This is a genomic window from Massilia sp. PWRC2 (assembly GCF_049896725.1).
Classification (GTDB): domain Bacteria; phylum Pseudomonadota; class Gammaproteobacteria; order Burkholderiales; family Burkholderiaceae_D; genus JAFCUW01.
The window spans coordinates 1-15,500 of record NZ_JAFCUW010000019.1 but is presented as its reverse complement, the minus strand read 5'-3'; the positions used below and the strand labels follow the sequence as shown (position 1 = coordinate 15,500).

The following is a 15,500-nucleotide window of genomic DNA, read 5'->3' as shown; positions in this document are numbered from 1 at the left end:
CCGAACAGGACCGTGAAACGATATTACGCCGATGATAGTGCTGCAACCAGTGTGAAAGTAGGTTATCGTCAGGCTAGTTATAGTGAGAAAACCCCGTACAGTGATGTGCGGGGTTTTTTACGTCTGCGGTTTTATTTACCATGGCAGTGCGCCTGCAGTACCATATAAAGGCCGCGCCGTCTGCGCTTCTTGCAGCCGCTTTTATTTATTCCTCAATCACAAGGATGTGGGTGCGATCGTCACTGAACATCAATGCCAGCCAGATATTCCTGTCTGGTGTGCGCACCAGGTAGCTGGCGTACGAGGTGCCGAAGCCATCCATCCGTAGTTGTATGCGCATGGCGTATTCGCGGCCGCTGGCGTCGATCAGGGCACGGTTTTCCGGTGTGATGGTGTTGACCTGGACGGCACCGAGGCCTTTCACGGCCGCTTCGTAGTTGCGCCGGATTGCCATGGGCGACATTTCGGCGAAACGGTTGTCAAAGGTGCGGGTGACCACCTTGCCTTCGACGGCATGCAAACGGTCACCGACGATCACGCTTGCAGTATCAAAATCAGCATGGGCCGCTTTGCGGTGGGCCGCAGGCACCTTGTCAGGAAACGGCAGATACGGAAACTGCGGGAGCGGCATCGTGTGCAGCGGTACCGCATCGAAGTCGAGCGGGTGCGTCGCTACCGCTGCGCTACCCGTGGCCTTGACGCATATTGTTTTCCCGGATGCACCCTCGTAGCCTATCGTCTGCACGAAGGGCAATTCTTCGATCGACAGCAGGCGCGTGTCAGTGTCGCTGGTCATCAGCACGATCCAGTGCCGCGCGGCACCCTGGCGCATCAGATACACATCGTAAGACATGTCGTAATAGGGGGCGCGCAGTGTTGCCTTGCACGGGTCGGCTGAATAGTGGGCATCAGGCTTGTCGACGTTGACCTTGATGGCGCCAACCGTTTGCAAGGCCGCCTGATAATGGCGACGCACTGCGGCGTCGGACATGGCGGCATCGCGATGGCGGAAAGTGCGCATGGCAATCCTCCCTTCCAGCCGATGCCGCTGGCTGCCCAGAATGACATCGACTTCATCCATCGGGAACCCGCTGAAGCGTCGCAGCGCTGCGGGTAGCGTGGGCGGATAGTCGAGATAGGGAAACGGCGGGATGATGGCGGTCGTTTCGGCAATGCTGTTGAAATCAAATGGCGTCTGGGGGAGCGCATGATCGTCAGCAATGGCCACTGCCGTTGTCGGCGGTGCCGGGCAGTTCATGACCGGTGGCCGCGTGCCTGCACGGTGCTGGGGCCGCTGCCTGCCCGGCGCAAAAAAATTTTTGTCGCCCTGCAGTACCCCGGACAGCAGACTCAATAAGGAAAGGGGGGGAAGTAAGGCGGCTTTCATTGCGCGTCCGGTCCATGGCAAGTGAAGTGGCACGGTGCATGTGACACACCCTGCAGCAGTGAGGTCGAACGACCCGCCGGCGCCGCGTAAGCGCTGGCGCCGGCAATCAACAGACACAGTAATAGACGACGGGACATGGTATTCCTTCTGTTAAATTAGAGCGGGCAAGCCAAGGGGCAGGCCTTACACAAGAGGATAAGAATGGGACCGGGGCTATCGTCGAAATAAGGGCAACGAAGCAGTTGCGACAGCAAGTGGTGCGATGCTGTCGGCGCGATGTGGTCTCATCTTTCGCAGGACAGCATGGTTGCATCTTAGTTTTTAGGCGGCAACGGAAGTTTCGTGTTGTTACTTTTGGTTGTTGTATAGTGCCATCTCGGCAAGCTTGCGACGAAACCAGTTCCGGGAACGCAGATGGTGCCGACCGGGCCGCCCCGCTCAAACAGGAATAAACGATTTATACTGTTTTATTGCCGAGCGCGACGAGCGCGTCAAATAGCGGTTGGGTGGCATCGGCGAGTCGCTCCAGGCTCGCTTCGCGCAGCGCCACCGTGTCGATGCTGGCGTCCGATTCGAGCCCGGCCCAACGCAGCAGGGCGGCGCATGACTGGGGCGTATCGAATAAACCATGCAGGTAGGTGCCAAGCACCTGGCCGTCGTCCGAGCGCGCCCCTTCGGCGCGGCCGTCGATGATGAATGCCGGCAGTGCCATGGCGGCGCCGCGCGATGACCCCATGTGGATTTCGTAGCCACTGACCGCCGCCTTGTGTTCGTCGAAGGCACAGTGGCCGCTGACCTGCTGCAGGCGCTTGACGGTCCCCATCTCGGTCACGATGTCGAGCACACCGAGTGCGGCCGATTCGCCCGCGCTGCCTTCGACACCGAGCGCATCGATGACGCTCGTGCCCAGCATCTGAAAGCCGCCACAAATGCCGATCACTTTGCCGCCGTAGCGTAGGTGCTGGGCAATCCGATGCGGCCAGCCGTGTAACTGCAGCCAGGCCAGATCAGCGCGTGTGTGCTTGCTGCCGGGGAGGATGATCAGATCGGCCGGTGGAATGGGTTCGCCCTGCCGCACAAAGCGCAGGTCGACGTCGGGATGGGCACGCAGGGCGTCGAAATCGGTGTGATTACTCATGCGCGGCAGGCTCGGTACCACCACCCGAAAGGCGCCCTGCGATGCTTGCACCGGCTGCACCGCATCCTCGGCATCGAGAAATAGCCCATGCAGGTAGGGCAGCACGGCCAGCACCGGCTTGCCGGTCTGTGCTTCGAGCCAGTCCAGACCCGGCTGGAGTAGCGAGATGTCGCCGCGGAAGCGGTTGATTACGAAGCCGATGGTGCGCGCGCGTTCGCTCTCGGACAGGCAGGAAAGGGTGCCGACGATGTGGGCGAATACGCCACCGCGGTCGATGTCCGCCACCAGGATCACCGGGCAGTCGACCGCTTCGGCGAAGCCCATGTTGGCGATGTCGCGATCGCGCAGGTTGATTTCTGCCGGACTGCCGGCGCCTTCGACGATGATGGCGTCATACTGCGCGCACAGGCGCTGATGCGATTGAAGCACCGCCTGCATGGCGACGGTTTTGTAGTGATGGTAGTCGCGCGCCTCCATATCGGCGCGGACTTTGCCGTGAATGATCACCTGGGCGCCGGTGTCGGACGATGGCTTGAGCAGCACCGGGTTCATGTCGGTGGTAGCATCCACGCCGGCGGCGATTGCCTGTAAGGCCTGGGCGCGGCCGATCTCGCCACCATCGGCCGTTACCGCACTGTTGAGGGCCATGTTCTGCGGCTTGAATGGCGCCACCTTGACGCCATCGCGCTTGAGCAGTCGGCACAAAGCGGCCACCACGGTGGTTTTGCCGGCGTCCGAGGTGGTGCCCTGGACCATCAGGGTTGGATAAGGGAAGGCCATCTCAGCGTCCCCGGTGTTGACGGGCCAGCTCGAGTTTTTCGCACAGGGCCAGGGTGCCAGCCACCATGCGCGGCCCGGCGCGGTTGAGCAATTCGCCATTCAGAATAAACAGATTGTCGCGCCGGACTGCCTGCATATTGCCATACCGGCGCCATAGATTGATACCGCCATAATTTTTTTCGGCGGTGCCGAAGATGGCCTCCGGGTCCGCCTGCAGCACCGCCTCGATCCCCACCACCGGCGCTGTCACGGTCAAGTCGCCAAACACGTTGACGCCGCCGCACAGACGCATGGCGTCGCTGACAATCGAGCCGTTGCTCAGTGTATAGAGGGGTTTGTCCCAGACCTGGTAAAACAGCCGCACCGGCGAGCGCTTGCCATATGTTTGCGCCATCGCGGCAAACTGGCGGCGAATGTCGGCAGCGGCCGCGTTGGCGACGCTCTCGGTTGCCATCATCTGGCCCATGCGCACCAGGCTGTCGGCGATGTCGTCGAGCTTTTTCGGCTCACTGTGAAAAATCGGTACGTTCAACTGGCGCAGCAAATCGACCTGGCGCTCGGAACTGCCGTGCATCCATACCACGATCAGGTCTGGCTTCATGGCGATGATGCGCTCGATGTCGACCTGGCGGTTGTCGCCCACGCGGGGGATCTGCTTGGCCGCTTCCGGATAGTCGCTGTAACTGACGGCGCCGACGATACGGTCACCGCCGCCAGCGGCGAACAGCAGTTCGGTGATGTGCGGCGCCATGGCGACGATGCGCTGCGCCGGCTTTGTCAGGGTGACGGCCTTGCCGCCATCGTCGCGCACAGTGATCTCGGCATGGGCGGTGGCGGCGCACAGGGTCACTAACAGGGGCGCTAGCAGCCGGGCGGCAGGGTTGTTCATCGGTTGGTCCAATCATAAAGTGCGGTGTGCAGGCGCTGCCAGCCATCTTCGTCGGCCGGCAGACCGAGGCGGATGCCGCGCGCGGCGTGTTGAAACAGGCGAACCCACAGGTGGCGTTCGGCCATATGGCGCTGGAATGCTTCAGGTTCGCCATGCGCCCACCACTGGAACAGCGGCGTGCCTGTGGCGGCGATGCCGGCCTGCGCCAGCAGAGCATGCAAGCGCTCGCCAGCGGCGGTCAGGCTTGCCCGTGTTTGTTGTTGCCACGCTTGATCGCACAGCGCGGTAATAGCGATCTGCTGCGCCGGCCCGCTGATGGTCCAGGGCCCGAGCGCGTCGGCCAGGCGGTTCAACAACAGTGGTTCGGCAGCGACGAAGCCGACGCGGATGCCGGCCAGGCCGAAAAATTTGCCGATCGAACGCAATACGATGATGCCAGGCTGCGCGGCGCAGGCGGCGATGCTGTTATGCGGAGCGGTATCGGCAAACGCTTCGTCGATCACCAGCGATCCGCCACGCGCTGCCAGCACGGCGGCCCATGCGAGCAGCTGTGGCGCCGCGATGGTGGCACCGGTCGGATTGTTCGGATTGCACAGCACGACGACGTCACTGTGCGCCACGGCGGCATCGAGTTCCGTGTACGGCACCAGGCTGACGGCGTGGCCGTGCGCTGCCCAGTGATGGGCGTGTTCGGCGTACGACGGCGCCGCTACCGTCACCCGTGCCGGCGCGCGCAGGCGCGGCAAGGTCTGGATGGCGGCCTGGGTGCCGGCTACCGCTAGCATGAACGGCGCGCCATACAAGGCACAGGCGGCATCGACCAGCGCGGGATCGGCTTCTGGCAGGCGATGCCAGGCGTGATCCGCTACGAGCGGCGCCGGATAGCCGTGCGGGTTGATGCCGGTCGACAGATCGATCCAGTCGTCACCACCGTAGCGCTGGCGGGCCAGGCGCAGATTGCCGCCGTGTTCAAGCATGGCAGCACTGCGCCAGCGCCGATGCGGTCAGCGCCACCAGCAGCCACAGGACGGTGGTGCGCGCCACCAGTTGCCAGGCGCGGGTGATGTCGGCGCCGCTCGCCGGCACGCCGTAACCGAGTTGCGGGCGGTGCTCGATTGCGCCGTCGTAGATCGCAGCGCCGCCCAGCACGATGCCAAGGGCGCCGGCGCCGCTGGCCATGACGGGGCCAGCGTTCGGGCTATCCCACAGTGGTGCCTGCAGGCGCCAGCATCGCCAGGCGTGCTGCCTGGCCGGCATGCCGCGCGCCATCAGTACATAGGAGCAGGCGGTCAGGCGCGCGGGCAGCAAATTGAAAGCATCGTCGAGGCGTGCTGCCGTAAAGCCGAAGCGCAGGTAGCGCGCGCTGCGATAGCCCCACATGGCGTCGAGGGTATTGGCAGCGCGGAACAGCACGGCGCCGGGCGCGCCCGCGACGATAAACCAGAACAGGGTAGCGAAGACGGCGTCATTGCCATTTTCCAGCAGCGATTCGGTACTGGCCCGCGCCAGCGCGGTATCGCTGGCCGACCTGGTATCACGGCTGACGATACGGGCGGTCAAACGGCGGGCCTCAGGCATATCGCCTCGCGCCAGCGCCGCGGCGATCGGCAGGTTGTGGTCACGCAGGCTGCGCAGGCCGAGGCATAGATAGAGCAGGGCCGCCTGCGCCAGCCAGTTGCACCAGAGCGCAGGTGCGCAGTGCACCAGCAGCGTGGCGAGCACGGTCGGTGGCGCCACTGCCAGCAGCCAGGCCAGCGCACCGCTGGCGCGCGTGCCGGCGCCGCGGTTGAGTTGCCGCTCCAGCCACCTGGCCCAGTGACCGAAGCCGACCAGCGGATGCCAGCGGCGCGCTTCGCCCAGTAGTACGTCGAGCAGCACACCGGTCAGCATCAGCGCGGCGATGGCCGGCAGGTCAAGACCGCCTAGCACGGACCGCCTTTGAGAAACAGCGGCAAGCCTGCAGCGACAAACACCACGCGGTCGCACAAGGCGGCCATGGCCTGGTTCAGGCGGCCCTGCTCGTCCATGAAGCGGCGTGAAATTGCGCCCATCGGCATCAAGCCCAGGCCAATCTCGTTTGACACCAGCACGATGTCGCCGCTGCACTGCGTCAGTGCGGTAGCGAGCATGTCCTGCTGTTGGTAGAACTGCGCCGGCAGGGTCAGCGCGCCGACGTCCGGATAGTCAGCGCCGCTAAAGAGCAGGTTACTGAGCCACAGCGTCAGGCAGTCGACCAGGATCAGGCGCTCGGGCGACGACCAGCGCAGCAGCGCATTGCCCAGCGCCGTCGGCTCTTCCACCGTGCGCCACTCGGCAGGACGGCTGGCGCGGTGGTGGGCAATGCGCGCGGCCATCTCGTCGTCGCCGGCGGTGGCGGTGGCCAGGTAGAGCACTTCTTTGCCGGCGTCGACGGCCAGCCGCTCGGCGTAGGCACTTTTGCCCGACCGGGCGCCGCCCAGGATCAGGGTGCGTGTCATGTGGGCGCATTCGGGGCGACAGGCAACAGCAGCGCCGCGACTGCCTGCGGGTTGGACGGGAAATAGGCATGAAAATACGAGGCGGTCAGTGAACCGATGCGATAGCACGCTTCACCGCGCACTTCAGCGCGCACGTCAGCGCCAATGGTGGTCTGCTTGAGCGTGTGCGCAACTGGCGGGACGCTGGTCGTCAAGGTCGAATAATGAAAGGTGTGGCCACGCAGCGGGCCTTGCGCGGTCGGTAGCGCCTGCGAGCCCAGCCCGGCCAGGCGGGTCTGCATGCTGACGCTGCCGGGCAGGATGGCCGCCATCGGCCAGCACGCGCCATCCAGGTCGCTGAGTGTATCGGCCAGCGCCATCATACCGCCACACTCGGCCAGAATCGGTACACCAGCAGCATGGGCCGCACGGATCGAGCTGCGCCAGTGACGTGCCGCGGCGAGGGTCGCTGCGTGCAGTTCCGGGTAGCCGCCCGGCAGATAGACGGCGTCGGCACCGTCTGGCACGCCGTCGTTGGCCAGCGGCGAAAAAAAGCACAGCTTGGCGCCCAGCGCCTGCAGGGTCGCCAGGTTGGCCGGGTAGATAAACAGGAAGGCGGCGTCGCGGGCGACCGCAATGGTGCGGCCGGCCAGCAGTGGCGGCAGCGCGGCCGCTGCAGCCGGCACCGGCAGGCGCACCGGTGGCAGCGCCTGCCAGGCGGCGCTATTGAACACCAGCTGTTCGGCAAGCGTATCGAGCACGCTGTCGATCATGCTCAGCTCACCGGGCACCACCAGTCCAAGGTGGCGCTCCGGCAGCGAAATCGCCTGACCGGGCAGGGTGGCCAGCAGGGCGATGTCGCGCAGCGAGGCGGCGACCATGGCCGCGTGAGCGCTGCTGGCGATGCGGTTGGCAGCAATGCCAGCGAGCGCCACCGGTCCATAGTCGCGCAAGCCCTGCGCCAGCGCACCGGCAGTTTGCGCCATGGCCGAGGCATCGATCACCGCCAGCACCGGTATCCCGAAGGCGCGCGCCAGGTCGGCCGACGACGGCGCGCCGTCATACAGGCCCATCACCCCTTCGATCAGGATGACGTCGGCCTCGGTTGCCGCCTCGGCCAGCAAACGGCGGCAGGCATCGGTGCCCACCAGCCACAGGTCGAGCGACTGCACCGCTGCGCCGCTGGCCCGTTCGAGGATCATCGGATCGATAAAATCCGGACCACACTTAAATACCCGCACGCGCTGACCCTGGCGTACCAGTTTGCGTGCCAGCGCTGCCGTCACTGAAGTTTTTCCCTGGCCCGAAGCGACTGCGGTCACCAGCAGTGCCTTTACCGTGATCTGGTCGGTTTCACGCATCGCGTCTCCCGTTCACCATTCGATGCCGGCCTGGGCGCCGATGCCGGCAGCGTAGGCATGTTTAACGACGGCCATCTCGGTAACTGTGTCGGCGATATCGATCAGCTCCTGCGGCGCGCCGCGGCCGGTGATGACCACATGCTGCATGGACGGGCGTGCGAGCAGGTCGGCGATGACGACGTCAAGCTCGAGATACTGGTATTTGAGGGCGATATTGAGTTCATCGAGCAGCACCAGGCCTATACTGGGATCGCGCAGGAACTGCCTGGCCTGCTGCCACGCCAGCCGGGCTTTTTCGATATCGCGTTCGCGGTCCTGGGTGTTCCAGGTATAGCCTTCGCCCATCGCGTGAAACTGCACCGTGTCAGGGAAGCGGCGCAGGAATTTCTCTTCGCCCGTTTGCAGCGCGCCTTTGATGAATTGCACCACGCCGACCTGCATGTCGTGACCCATGGCGCGCATCACCATGCCCAGGCCGCTCGAGCTTTTGCCCTTGCCGTTGCCGCTGTTGACGATGATGATGCCGATCGATTTGTCGGCGGCGGCAATATTGGCATCGATAATCGCCTTCTTGCGCGCCATGCGGACACGGTGGCGCTCATTGATGGCGTCGCGTTCTTCGGTACTTGGTGTGCTCACGACTGTTCCTCGGATGGAATGAAAATACGGCGCTGGCCATGCTCGATGATGTCGATCGGATGACCGAGATACTCACCCAGCAGATCGGCACGCATCACGGCGGCGGTGGTGCCGGCCAGCCAGCGGCCGTCGCCCATCAACAGCAGCGCGTGGCTGGAGATGCTGTGGGCCAGCGTCAGGTCGTGGCCGATCATGACCACGGTTTTATGACGCTCGCGGCACAGGCGCGCCAGCAGCGACATGGTCGACACCTGGTGCGCCAGGTCGAGCGCATTGGCCGGTTCGTCGAGCAGCAGCAAGGGGCTGTCTTGCGCCAGCATGGCGGCGATCGCCACGCGCTGCCTTTCGCCACCGGACAGGGTGCGCACATCGCGCCCGGCCAGGGCCGCCACTTCCATCTGCTCGAGTGCGCACAGGGCGATGGCGTGGTCAGTGCTGTCTTCCCAGTATCGCTTGCCGTGGTAAGGGTGACGCGCGGCCAGCACCGTTTCGATGACGCTGTAGGCAAAGGCGTCGCTGCGGCTTTGCGCCAGAAAGGCACGCTGGCGCGCCAGTTCGGTCAAAGGCCAGTCGGCCAGTGCGCGTTCGCCCAGTGTCACATGGCCGCCATCGGCAGGGCGCAGGCCGGCCAGGGTGCGCAGCAAGGTACTCTTGCCGGCGCCATTGCGGCCGATAATGCTCCAGCATTGGCCTTGATGAATTTGTAGATCGAGTTGATCGACCAGCAGACGCTGGCCAATGCGCAAACACAGTTGGTGGGTGGCGATCATCTTATTTACGCAGTCGGTGCAGCTGATAGAGGAACACCGGGGCGCCGATCAGCGCGGTCACCACGCCCACCGGCAACTGCTGCGGCGCGATCACGGTGCGCGCGAGGGCGTCGGCCAGCACCAGAAAGGCGCCGCCCGCCAGCGCCGCTGCGGGAATGAGCACGCGATGGTCGGGACCGACCAGAAAGCGGATGGCATGTGGCACGATCAGGCCGACAAAGCCGATGCTGCCAGCCGTGGTCACGGCGCTGGCAGTGAGCAGGCCGGAGGCGAAGAACAGGCTTTTGCGCAGCAGTCCCACTTTGACGCCGAGGGTGGCGGCGTTTTCAGCGTGCAGTGCCATCACGTTCATGTCGCGTGCGCTGCGCAGGGCGAACAGCAAGGCGCTGGCCAGCACCACCCAGGGTAACAGTCGCAGGGGGGCGCCGGCGAGGTCGCCGATCATCCAGAAGATCATGCTGCGCAGGCGGCTGTCGGGAGCGATCGACAGCATCAGCGAGACCATCGCCATACAGGCCGAGGCGAGGATCACGCCGGTGAGCAGCAGCAGAGAGCTGCCGCCTTCGGCCGCGGCGCCGCCGCGCAGATCGCGCCGCGCCAGCGCATACAGGATCGCCGAGATGATGACGGCGCCGCCAAATGCCGCCGCGTCGACCACCCAGGCGGCGCACATGAACAACAGCGCGCCCAGGGCGCCGACGGCGGAGCCACCCGAAATACCCAGGACATACGGATCGGCCAGCGGATTACGCAGCAGCGCCTGCATCATCACGCCGGCCAGCGACAGGGCGGCGCCAGTGACAAAGCCGACCGCGGCCCGGCTGAGTCTGAGCTCGAGCAGGGTGGCGGCCAGAGAGCTGGTCTGACCGTGCAACAGGTCAGCGAGGGCCGCCGGCAGCTCGGCCAGCGGCACCCTGACCGAGCCGGTCATTCCCGCGAACAGCAGGCTGGCAAGCGCGAACACGGTCAAGCCGGTCAGCGTGAGCATGGCGCGCCGGCGTAGCGTGCGGGAGTAGGGATGCATGAGTGCTTTCAAGAGTGGACAGTTGGCGCTACCAGGGTAGCGCACAGTGCTTATCTAAAACCGTAACGAACGCCGGCAAAGACCTTCGCGCCGGCAGTGTTATAAAAACGTGCCAGCTCGTAGCGTTTGTCGCCGACGTTATTCCAGCGCACCAGCAGCGACCAGTCGCGCGCCATGCTGTAGGTGGCGAGCAGATTGACCAGGCCATAACCGCCCAGGCGATTTTTGTTGGCGGCGTCGTCAAATCGGTCGCCCGACAGCGCCAGTTCGACGCCCGCCTCCAGCGGACCCACGGCGTAACTGGCGTTGACGCTGGCGTGGCGCTTGCTGCGGCGTGCCAGGCGCAGCCTGGTGGTGTCGTCTTTCGGGTCTTGCAGGTCGACGCTGGCATTGAGGTTCACGCCCAGCAGACGGGTGGCGCCGGCCACGGTCAAGCCCTCCAGCTGCGCACGACTGACGTTGTAGGCACAGCCGTACCGGTAGGTGGCCAGGCCGAACGGGCACGGGGTGGTGTTGACCAGCAGGTCGGTGAGCCGGTTGCGGTAGTAGCTGGCGCTGAGGGCGTGCACGCCATCGTCATAGCGCACGCCGATTTCGGCATTGCGGCCCTGTTCCGGGCGATTGGCCGGATTGCCGTACGAAGGGTAATACAGTTCGTTATAGGTAGGCGCGCGAAAGCTGCTGCCATAGCTGGCGCTGGCGCGCAGGGTCGGCGTCAACTGGTAAGCATAGCCGAGCGCACCGGTGGTATTGGCGCCATACACCGACTTGTCGCGCCGTGCGCTGGCACTGAACAGGTGGGCACCGCGGCGTGCGTTGTAGGAAGCGGCAACCGCGTTGCTGCTGCGCTGGCGATTCAAGGCGTCGGCGCCGTTGGTCGACACCTCTTCTTCACGATGGTCGAGCAACAGCTGCAGGATGTCGCTGCCGAGCACGATATCGTTCTGCCAGCTGAGCTCCCGTTGCCTGCTGTCGATGCGCGAATAGCCCGAGGCGGCGGCGCTGCTGTAATTGACGCTGTTGTCGCGGCTTTGGGCATATTGCAGCATGCTGGTCCAGCGCGGCGTCAACTGGGCCCGGCCAAACACGGCGCCGTTCGACAGTTGCGCCTCGCTGCGCACATCATAGGGTCCGGCGCCAGCGTCGTACTGGCTATCGAGTGCGCTATGGAGCAGCACGGCGCCCACTTCGTAACCGGCGGCGAGCGCAAAGCGCAGCTGGGCGGCGACGCTGGTCCTGTCGTAGCCATCGCGATCGGCGTTGTAGGCGCTGCTGCCCTGGCGGGTGGCCGAGAAGCTGTCCGATTTTTCGCGGCTGGCGCTGATGGCGTAGCTGACGCGATGCTCGCCGGCGGTGGCGCCGGCCACGCTGGCATCGAGCGCGCGGGTGTTGTCGCTGCCGTAGCCGGCAGACGCCGTCCATGTCGGGGCGCCCTTGCCAGTGCGGGTAAAAATCTGGATGACGCCGCCGACGGCGTCGGCGCCATACATCGAACTTAATGGGCCGTAGACGATTTCAATGTGATCGATGGCGCTTAGCGGAATGGCGCTCCAGTTGGCCGCACCGGTGGTCGATGAGCCGATCCGCACACCGTCGACCAGCACGATGTTTTGATTGCTGTTGGCGCCGCGGATAAACACGCTGGCGCTGGTGCCGGCACCGCCATTGCGGGCGATTTCAATGCCGCGCTGGCGTTGCAGCAGGTCGACGACGGAGTCGGCGCCGGACGCCGCAATCTGCTCGGCGCCGATGACGACGCTGTCGCTGATGACATCGGCCAGCGGCTGCGGGCTGCGGCTGGCGGTCACCAGAACGGTGGCGGCAGGGGCGGTGGCGGAATCGCCGGAATCGGCGTGAACGGCGGGCGCGGCAAGCGCCAGTGCCAGTGACGCCAGGGCGGCGTGGCGGGAAATAGGTTGAGTCATGGTCTTCGTCTGTAATGGGCAACCGGCCTACATCCCCGTGGGCCAGATTGAACAGAAGCGAGCGAACAGCATACGACCAGGCCACGCCGGCAGCGCCGGCGTTGTCCGTGTCGCGCACATCCCGTACGCTCACTTCCACCTGTGTTGGCCGGTATCCGGGCTGGCAAGTTAGACCATCTCACCTTCCCATGCAAAGCACAGTGGTTGTCAAAGATGGTTTGTCGCGCATGGCGACACTTGCTGACCGTTGCGGGGGCAGCACACGCAGGCCTAAGAACCAGGCTTCGTGTTTCCCGTTTAACTGCGCGTCAGGACAGACGCGCGAGCACCAAAACGCCGCCATTATACGGCCACATGGTGAACATGGCGGCATTAGCTTGTCAGAATTGCAGGGACACGGTGCCAGCGTAATCGATATGGTGCGCGGTGGCGGCAGCTCGCAGCGCCACCTCTGCCAGCGTACCGTTGGTGATTTTTGCGCCCTGTAGCATGGCCTGTTGCAGGGCTGTCAGCAGACGGATGGTACCGGCGTGGCAGACGACGATGGCGTCGTTTACTGCAACGTTGTCGCCTCTGAACGCATCGACAAAGGCGGCGACCCGGGTGGCTACCTGCAGAACGGTTTCACCACCGCCGGGCGCGTAGCCGCACAGGTCTGCGGCCCAGGCGTCGATGTCGGCACGGGCGATGTGCTCCCACGGCTGCAGTTCCCACGCACCGAAATCCATTTCGGCCAGCCGGGCGTCGAGGCGCGGTGGCGGCATGCCACGCTGCGCTGCCAGCATAGTGCTGAGCGCCGTGCAGCGCTGCAGCGGGCTTGAATAAATCGGTAGTGGCGACGACGCAGCAGGCGGCAGCGTGGCCGCGAGCGTAATCAAGGCGGCGTTCAAGGCCGTCGGCTCGACGGCGATGTCGCTGCTGCCGTAGCAGACGCCAGCGGCGATGCGCGTGGCAGGGTGGCGTACCAGTATCAATCGCATGTCAGGTCAGGGCGCCGTCGCCAAGCGTGGCCAGCACGCCCAGATAGACCATCACTTCGCCGACCTGCTGGACGGCGCCGAGGCAGTCTCCCGTGTAGCCACCGATACGACGGGCGAACAGGCGCCCCAGCCAGACGGTGGCAATGGCTGCGCCCAGCACGCCGGCGCCGAGGGCAGCGACCTTGACGACGCCACTGGCGCCGACGATGGCTAGTACGGCCACGGTGGTGGCGGTGGCAATGGCGAATTCACCAGCGCGCATGCTTTGGGCCAGCGGCTTGGCCTTGCCCTCCGCCCTGGCGTAGTGCATGCGCCAGATCAGGGCTGTGGCCAGCCAGCGCGATACGACATGGGCGGCGAACAGCGCACCGATGACGGTCAAGGGCGGCATGCTGGCCAGCGCCGTGCATTTGAGGCCCAGCATGCACACGGTGCCGATGGCGCCATAGGCACCGATTCGCGAGTCCTTCATGATCTCGAGTACCCGTTCGGCCGTCATGCCACCGCCGAAGCCGTCGCACATGTCGGCAAAACCGTCTTCATGAAAAGCGCCGGTGGCATAGATGGTGCCCGCCGTTGCGATCACCACCGCCACTGGTGCTGGCAGCAGCAAGACCGCCAGCACGTACAGCGCCGCACTGATGGCGGCAACGATCACGCCGACCAGGGGAAAATAGCGGGCGGCCTGATTGAGCCATTCGGGGGCGAAGCCGACCCATGCCGGAATTGGCAGGCGCGTAAAAAACTGCAGGGCGGTGAAAAACAGGCGTAGTTGATGCACGGGGCGATCTCAGTGAGTTTTTTCGCTCACTTGGGCCGAATCGAAGGTGGCCATATGCGCGAGGAAGTTGACGGCCGCCTGCAGTAGCGGCACGGCCAGCGCGCAGCCAGTTCCTTCGCCGAGGCGCAAATCGAGCTGCAGCAGGGGACTGGCGCCGAGCGCGGCCAGCATGTGCTGGTGGCCGCTCTCGGCCGAGCAGTGCGAGAACACACAGTAGTCGAGGATCGCCGGTTGCAGGCGGCTGGCCACCAGCAGGGCGCTGGTGACGATGAAGCCATCGATGAGCAGCACCTTGCGATCGGCGGCGGCTTGCAGCATTGCGCCGACCATCATGGCGATCTCCAGGCCGCCGAAGGTGGCCAGCACTTCGAGCGGGGCGTCGACCCCCGCGTGGAAGGCGACGGCGGTGTCGATCACCTGCTGTTTGTGGGCGACGCCTTCGATTGACAGGCCGGTACCGGCGCCGACGCACTGCGCCAGCGGGATCGCGCACAGCTTGTGCATGAGCGCAGCGGCCGAGGTGGTGTTGCCAATACCCATTTCACCGAAGCCGATCAGATTGCCATCGACGGCAGCTGCCAATGCCATGCCGGTGCTCAAGGCCGCGGCACACAATTCGGCGCTCATGGCGGGGGCCTTGGCAAAATTGGCGGTACCGTTGGCTAGCTTGCGGTCCAACAGATTGTTGCGCTGGCCAAAATCGTGATTCACCCCGGCATCGATGATTTGCAGCGTACAGCCAGACTGCGCTGCGAACACATTGATGGCAGCACCGCCGGCGAGAAAGTTTTCGACCATTTGCCAGGTGACGTCCTGTGGAAAGGCGGAGATCCCTTCAGCGACGACGCCGTGATCGGCAGCGAACACCAGGATGGTTGGCTGCGACAGCGTGGGGGCGTGGGTTTGTTGGATCAGGCCAATCTGGCGGGCCAGCTTTTCCAAAGTGCCAAGGCTGCCCAGCGGCTTGGTTTTGTTGTTAATGGCATAGTCTAGGCGGGCGGCGAGGGTGGGGTTGGCGGTGGCGGCAAGCGAAGGAATCATCATCGGCGGTGTATTGATAAATAAGCTATAAAAAGAGCGCTTAAGATAGCACAGCAAAAGGCAGGAATTAGGGCTTGCTTGCCGGCTAGGCCCTTGCTATAGTTCGGCTCCCCAAGAAATTGGTTAACAAAAACAAGGAGTTGGGGCTGTTTGCAAAAACAGGGTAACAAAATAGAGGTTGACGGAATACGCGAAACGCTGCATACTATCCCCTCTCTGCTGCAACGAACACAACGCTTCGCACCGCGCAGAATCAGTACCGAATAAAGTTCTTTAACAATTAACAGTCGATAAGTGTGGGCGTTTGATGAAAGTGCCAGTGACTTCGG

At 64.3% G+C, this 15,500-nt stretch carries 14 protein-coding genes and 1 riboswitch; all 14 genes read right to left on the bottom strand.

Features of this window, described 5'->3' with window-relative positions:
- Positions 1 to 205: 205 nt before the first annotated feature.
- Complete coding sequence (locus ACP7BZ_RS22505; RefSeq protein ID WP_426117365.1) at positions 206 to 1,258, bottom strand: hypothetical protein; 1,053 nt, start codon at positions 1,256 to 1,258, stop codon at positions 206 to 208.
- Positions 1,259 to 1,844: 586 nt separating this feature from the next.
- Positions 1,845 to 3,305 carry a cobyric acid synthase gene (locus ACP7BZ_RS22500; protein WP_426117363.1) on the bottom strand — a complete coding sequence of 487 codons (1,461 nt, stop codon included), beginning with the start codon at positions 3,303 to 3,305 and terminating at the stop codon, positions 1,845 to 1,847.
- A 1-nt stretch (position 3,306) separates the two neighbouring features.
- Complete coding sequence (locus ACP7BZ_RS22495) at positions 3,307 to 4,194, bottom strand: cobalamin-binding protein (protein ID WP_426117361.1); 888 nt, start codon at positions 4,192 to 4,194, stop codon at positions 3,307 to 3,309.
- Positions 4,191 to 5,171 (bottom strand): threonine-phosphate decarboxylase CobD, encoded by a 981-nt coding sequence (gene cobD, locus ACP7BZ_RS22490; protein WP_426117359.1) that lies wholly within the window; start codon positions 5,169 to 5,171, stop codon positions 4,191 to 4,193. The genes ACP7BZ_RS22495 and cobD overlap by 4 nt, the downstream gene beginning before the upstream one ends.
- Positions 5,164 to 6,123 (bottom strand): adenosylcobinamide-phosphate synthase CbiB, encoded by a 960-nt coding sequence (gene cbiB, locus ACP7BZ_RS22485; RefSeq protein ID WP_426117357.1) that lies wholly within the window; start codon positions 6,121 to 6,123, stop codon positions 5,164 to 5,166. Before cbiB ends, cobD begins: the two co-directional genes overlap by 8 nt.
- Entirely contained in the window at positions 6,117 to 6,671 is a 555-nt protein-coding gene (gene cobU, locus ACP7BZ_RS22480; protein WP_426117355.1) for a bifunctional adenosylcobinamide kinase/adenosylcobinamide-phosphate guanylyltransferase, read from the bottom strand. The genes cbiB and cobU overlap by 7 nt, the downstream gene beginning before the upstream one ends.
- The gene (locus tag ACP7BZ_RS22475) at positions 6,668 to 8,011 is read right to left on the bottom strand and encodes a cobyrinate a,c-diamide synthase (protein WP_426117353.1); all 1,344 of its coding nucleotides are present in this window, start codon (positions 8,009 to 8,011) and stop codon (positions 6,668 to 6,670) included. Before ACP7BZ_RS22475 ends, cobU begins: the two co-directional genes overlap by 4 nt.
- Before the next feature lie 12 nt (positions 8,012 to 8,023).
- Positions 8,024 to 8,650, bottom strand: coding sequence for a cob(I)yrinic acid a,c-diamide adenosyltransferase (gene cobO, locus ACP7BZ_RS22470; protein WP_426117351.1), 627 nt, complete (start codon positions 8,648 to 8,650; stop codon positions 8,024 to 8,026).
- Positions 8,647 to 9,420, bottom strand: coding sequence for an ABC transporter ATP-binding protein (locus tag ACP7BZ_RS22465; RefSeq protein WP_426117349.1), 774 nt, complete (start codon positions 9,418 to 9,420; stop codon positions 8,647 to 8,649). Before ACP7BZ_RS22465 ends, cobO begins: the two co-directional genes overlap by 4 nt.
- A gap of 1 nt (position 9,421) precedes the next feature.
- Positions 9,422 to 10,444, bottom strand: a complete 1,023-nt coding sequence (locus ACP7BZ_RS22460; protein ID WP_426117347.1) for a FecCD family ABC transporter permease — start codon at positions 10,442 to 10,444, stop codon at positions 9,422 to 9,424.
- A 50-nt stretch (positions 10,445 to 10,494) separates the two neighbouring features.
- A complete protein-coding gene (locus ACP7BZ_RS22455; RefSeq protein WP_426117345.1) occupies positions 10,495 to 12,369 on the bottom strand; it encodes a TonB-dependent receptor domain-containing protein in 1,875 nt (624 codons plus the stop codon).
- Between the two features lie 129 nt (positions 12,370 to 12,498).
- Positions 12,499 to 12,717, bottom strand: a riboswitch (cobalamin riboswitch).
- Positions 12,718 to 12,749: 32 nt separating this feature from the next.
- Positions 12,750 to 13,349 carry a histidine phosphatase family protein gene (locus ACP7BZ_RS22450; protein ID WP_426117343.1) on the bottom strand — a complete coding sequence of 200 codons (600 nt, stop codon included), beginning with the start codon at positions 13,347 to 13,349 and terminating at the stop codon, positions 12,750 to 12,752.
- A gap of 1 nt (position 13,350) precedes the next feature.
- On the bottom strand, positions 13,351 to 14,130 hold the full coding sequence (locus ACP7BZ_RS22445; protein WP_426117341.1) for an adenosylcobinamide-GDP ribazoletransferase: 780 nt from the start codon (positions 14,128 to 14,130) through the stop codon (positions 13,351 to 13,353).
- A gap of 9 nt (positions 14,131 to 14,139) precedes the next feature.
- Positions 14,140 to 15,174: a nicotinate-nucleotide--dimethylbenzimidazole phosphoribosyltransferase gene (cobT, locus tag ACP7BZ_RS22440; RefSeq protein ID WP_426117339.1), complete on the bottom strand. Its 1,035-nt coding sequence runs from the start codon at positions 15,172 to 15,174 to the stop codon at positions 14,140 to 14,142.
- Positions 15,175 to 15,500: the final 326 nt, after the last annotated feature.

Coding starts and splice junctions, on each gene's coding strand:
- ACP7BZ_RS22500 (WP_426117363.1), bottom strand. CDS start 3,305: ATGGCCTTCCCTTATCCAACCCTGATGGTCCAGGGCACCACCTCGGAC.
- ACP7BZ_RS22465 (WP_426117349.1), bottom strand. CDS start 9,420: ATGATCGCCACCCACCAACTGTGTTTGCGCATTGGCCAGCGTCTGCTG.
- ACP7BZ_RS22460 (WP_426117347.1), bottom strand. CDS start 10,444: ATGCATCCCTACTCCCGCACGCTACGCCGGCGCGCCATGCTCACGCTG.
- cobD (WP_426117359.1), bottom strand. CDS start 5,171: ATGCTTGAACACGGCGGCAATCTGCGCCTGGCCCGCCAGCGCTACGGT.
- cobT (WP_426117339.1), bottom strand. CDS start 15,174: ATGATGATTCCTTCGCTTGCCGCCACCGCCAACCCCACCCTCGCCGCC.
- ACP7BZ_RS22455 (WP_426117345.1), bottom strand. CDS start 12,369: ATGACTCAACCTATTTCCCGCCACGCCGCCCTGGCGTCACTGGCACTG.
- cobU (WP_426117355.1), bottom strand. CDS start 6,671: ATGACACGCACCCTGATCCTGGGCGGCGCCCGGTCGGGCAAAAGTGCC.
- ACP7BZ_RS22495 (WP_426117361.1), bottom strand. CDS start 4,194: ATGAACAACCCTGCCGCCCGGCTGCTAGCGCCCCTGTTAGTGACCCTG.
- ACP7BZ_RS22475 (WP_426117353.1), bottom strand. CDS start 8,011: ATGCGTGAAACCGACCAGATCACGGTAAAGGCACTGCTGGTGACCGCA.
- ACP7BZ_RS22450 (WP_426117343.1), bottom strand. CDS start 13,349: ATGCGATTGATACTGGTACGCCACCCTGCCACGCGCATCGCCGCTGGC.
- ACP7BZ_RS22505 (WP_426117365.1), bottom strand. CDS start 1,258: ATGAACTGCCCGGCACCGCCGACAACGGCAGTGGCCATTGCTGACGAT.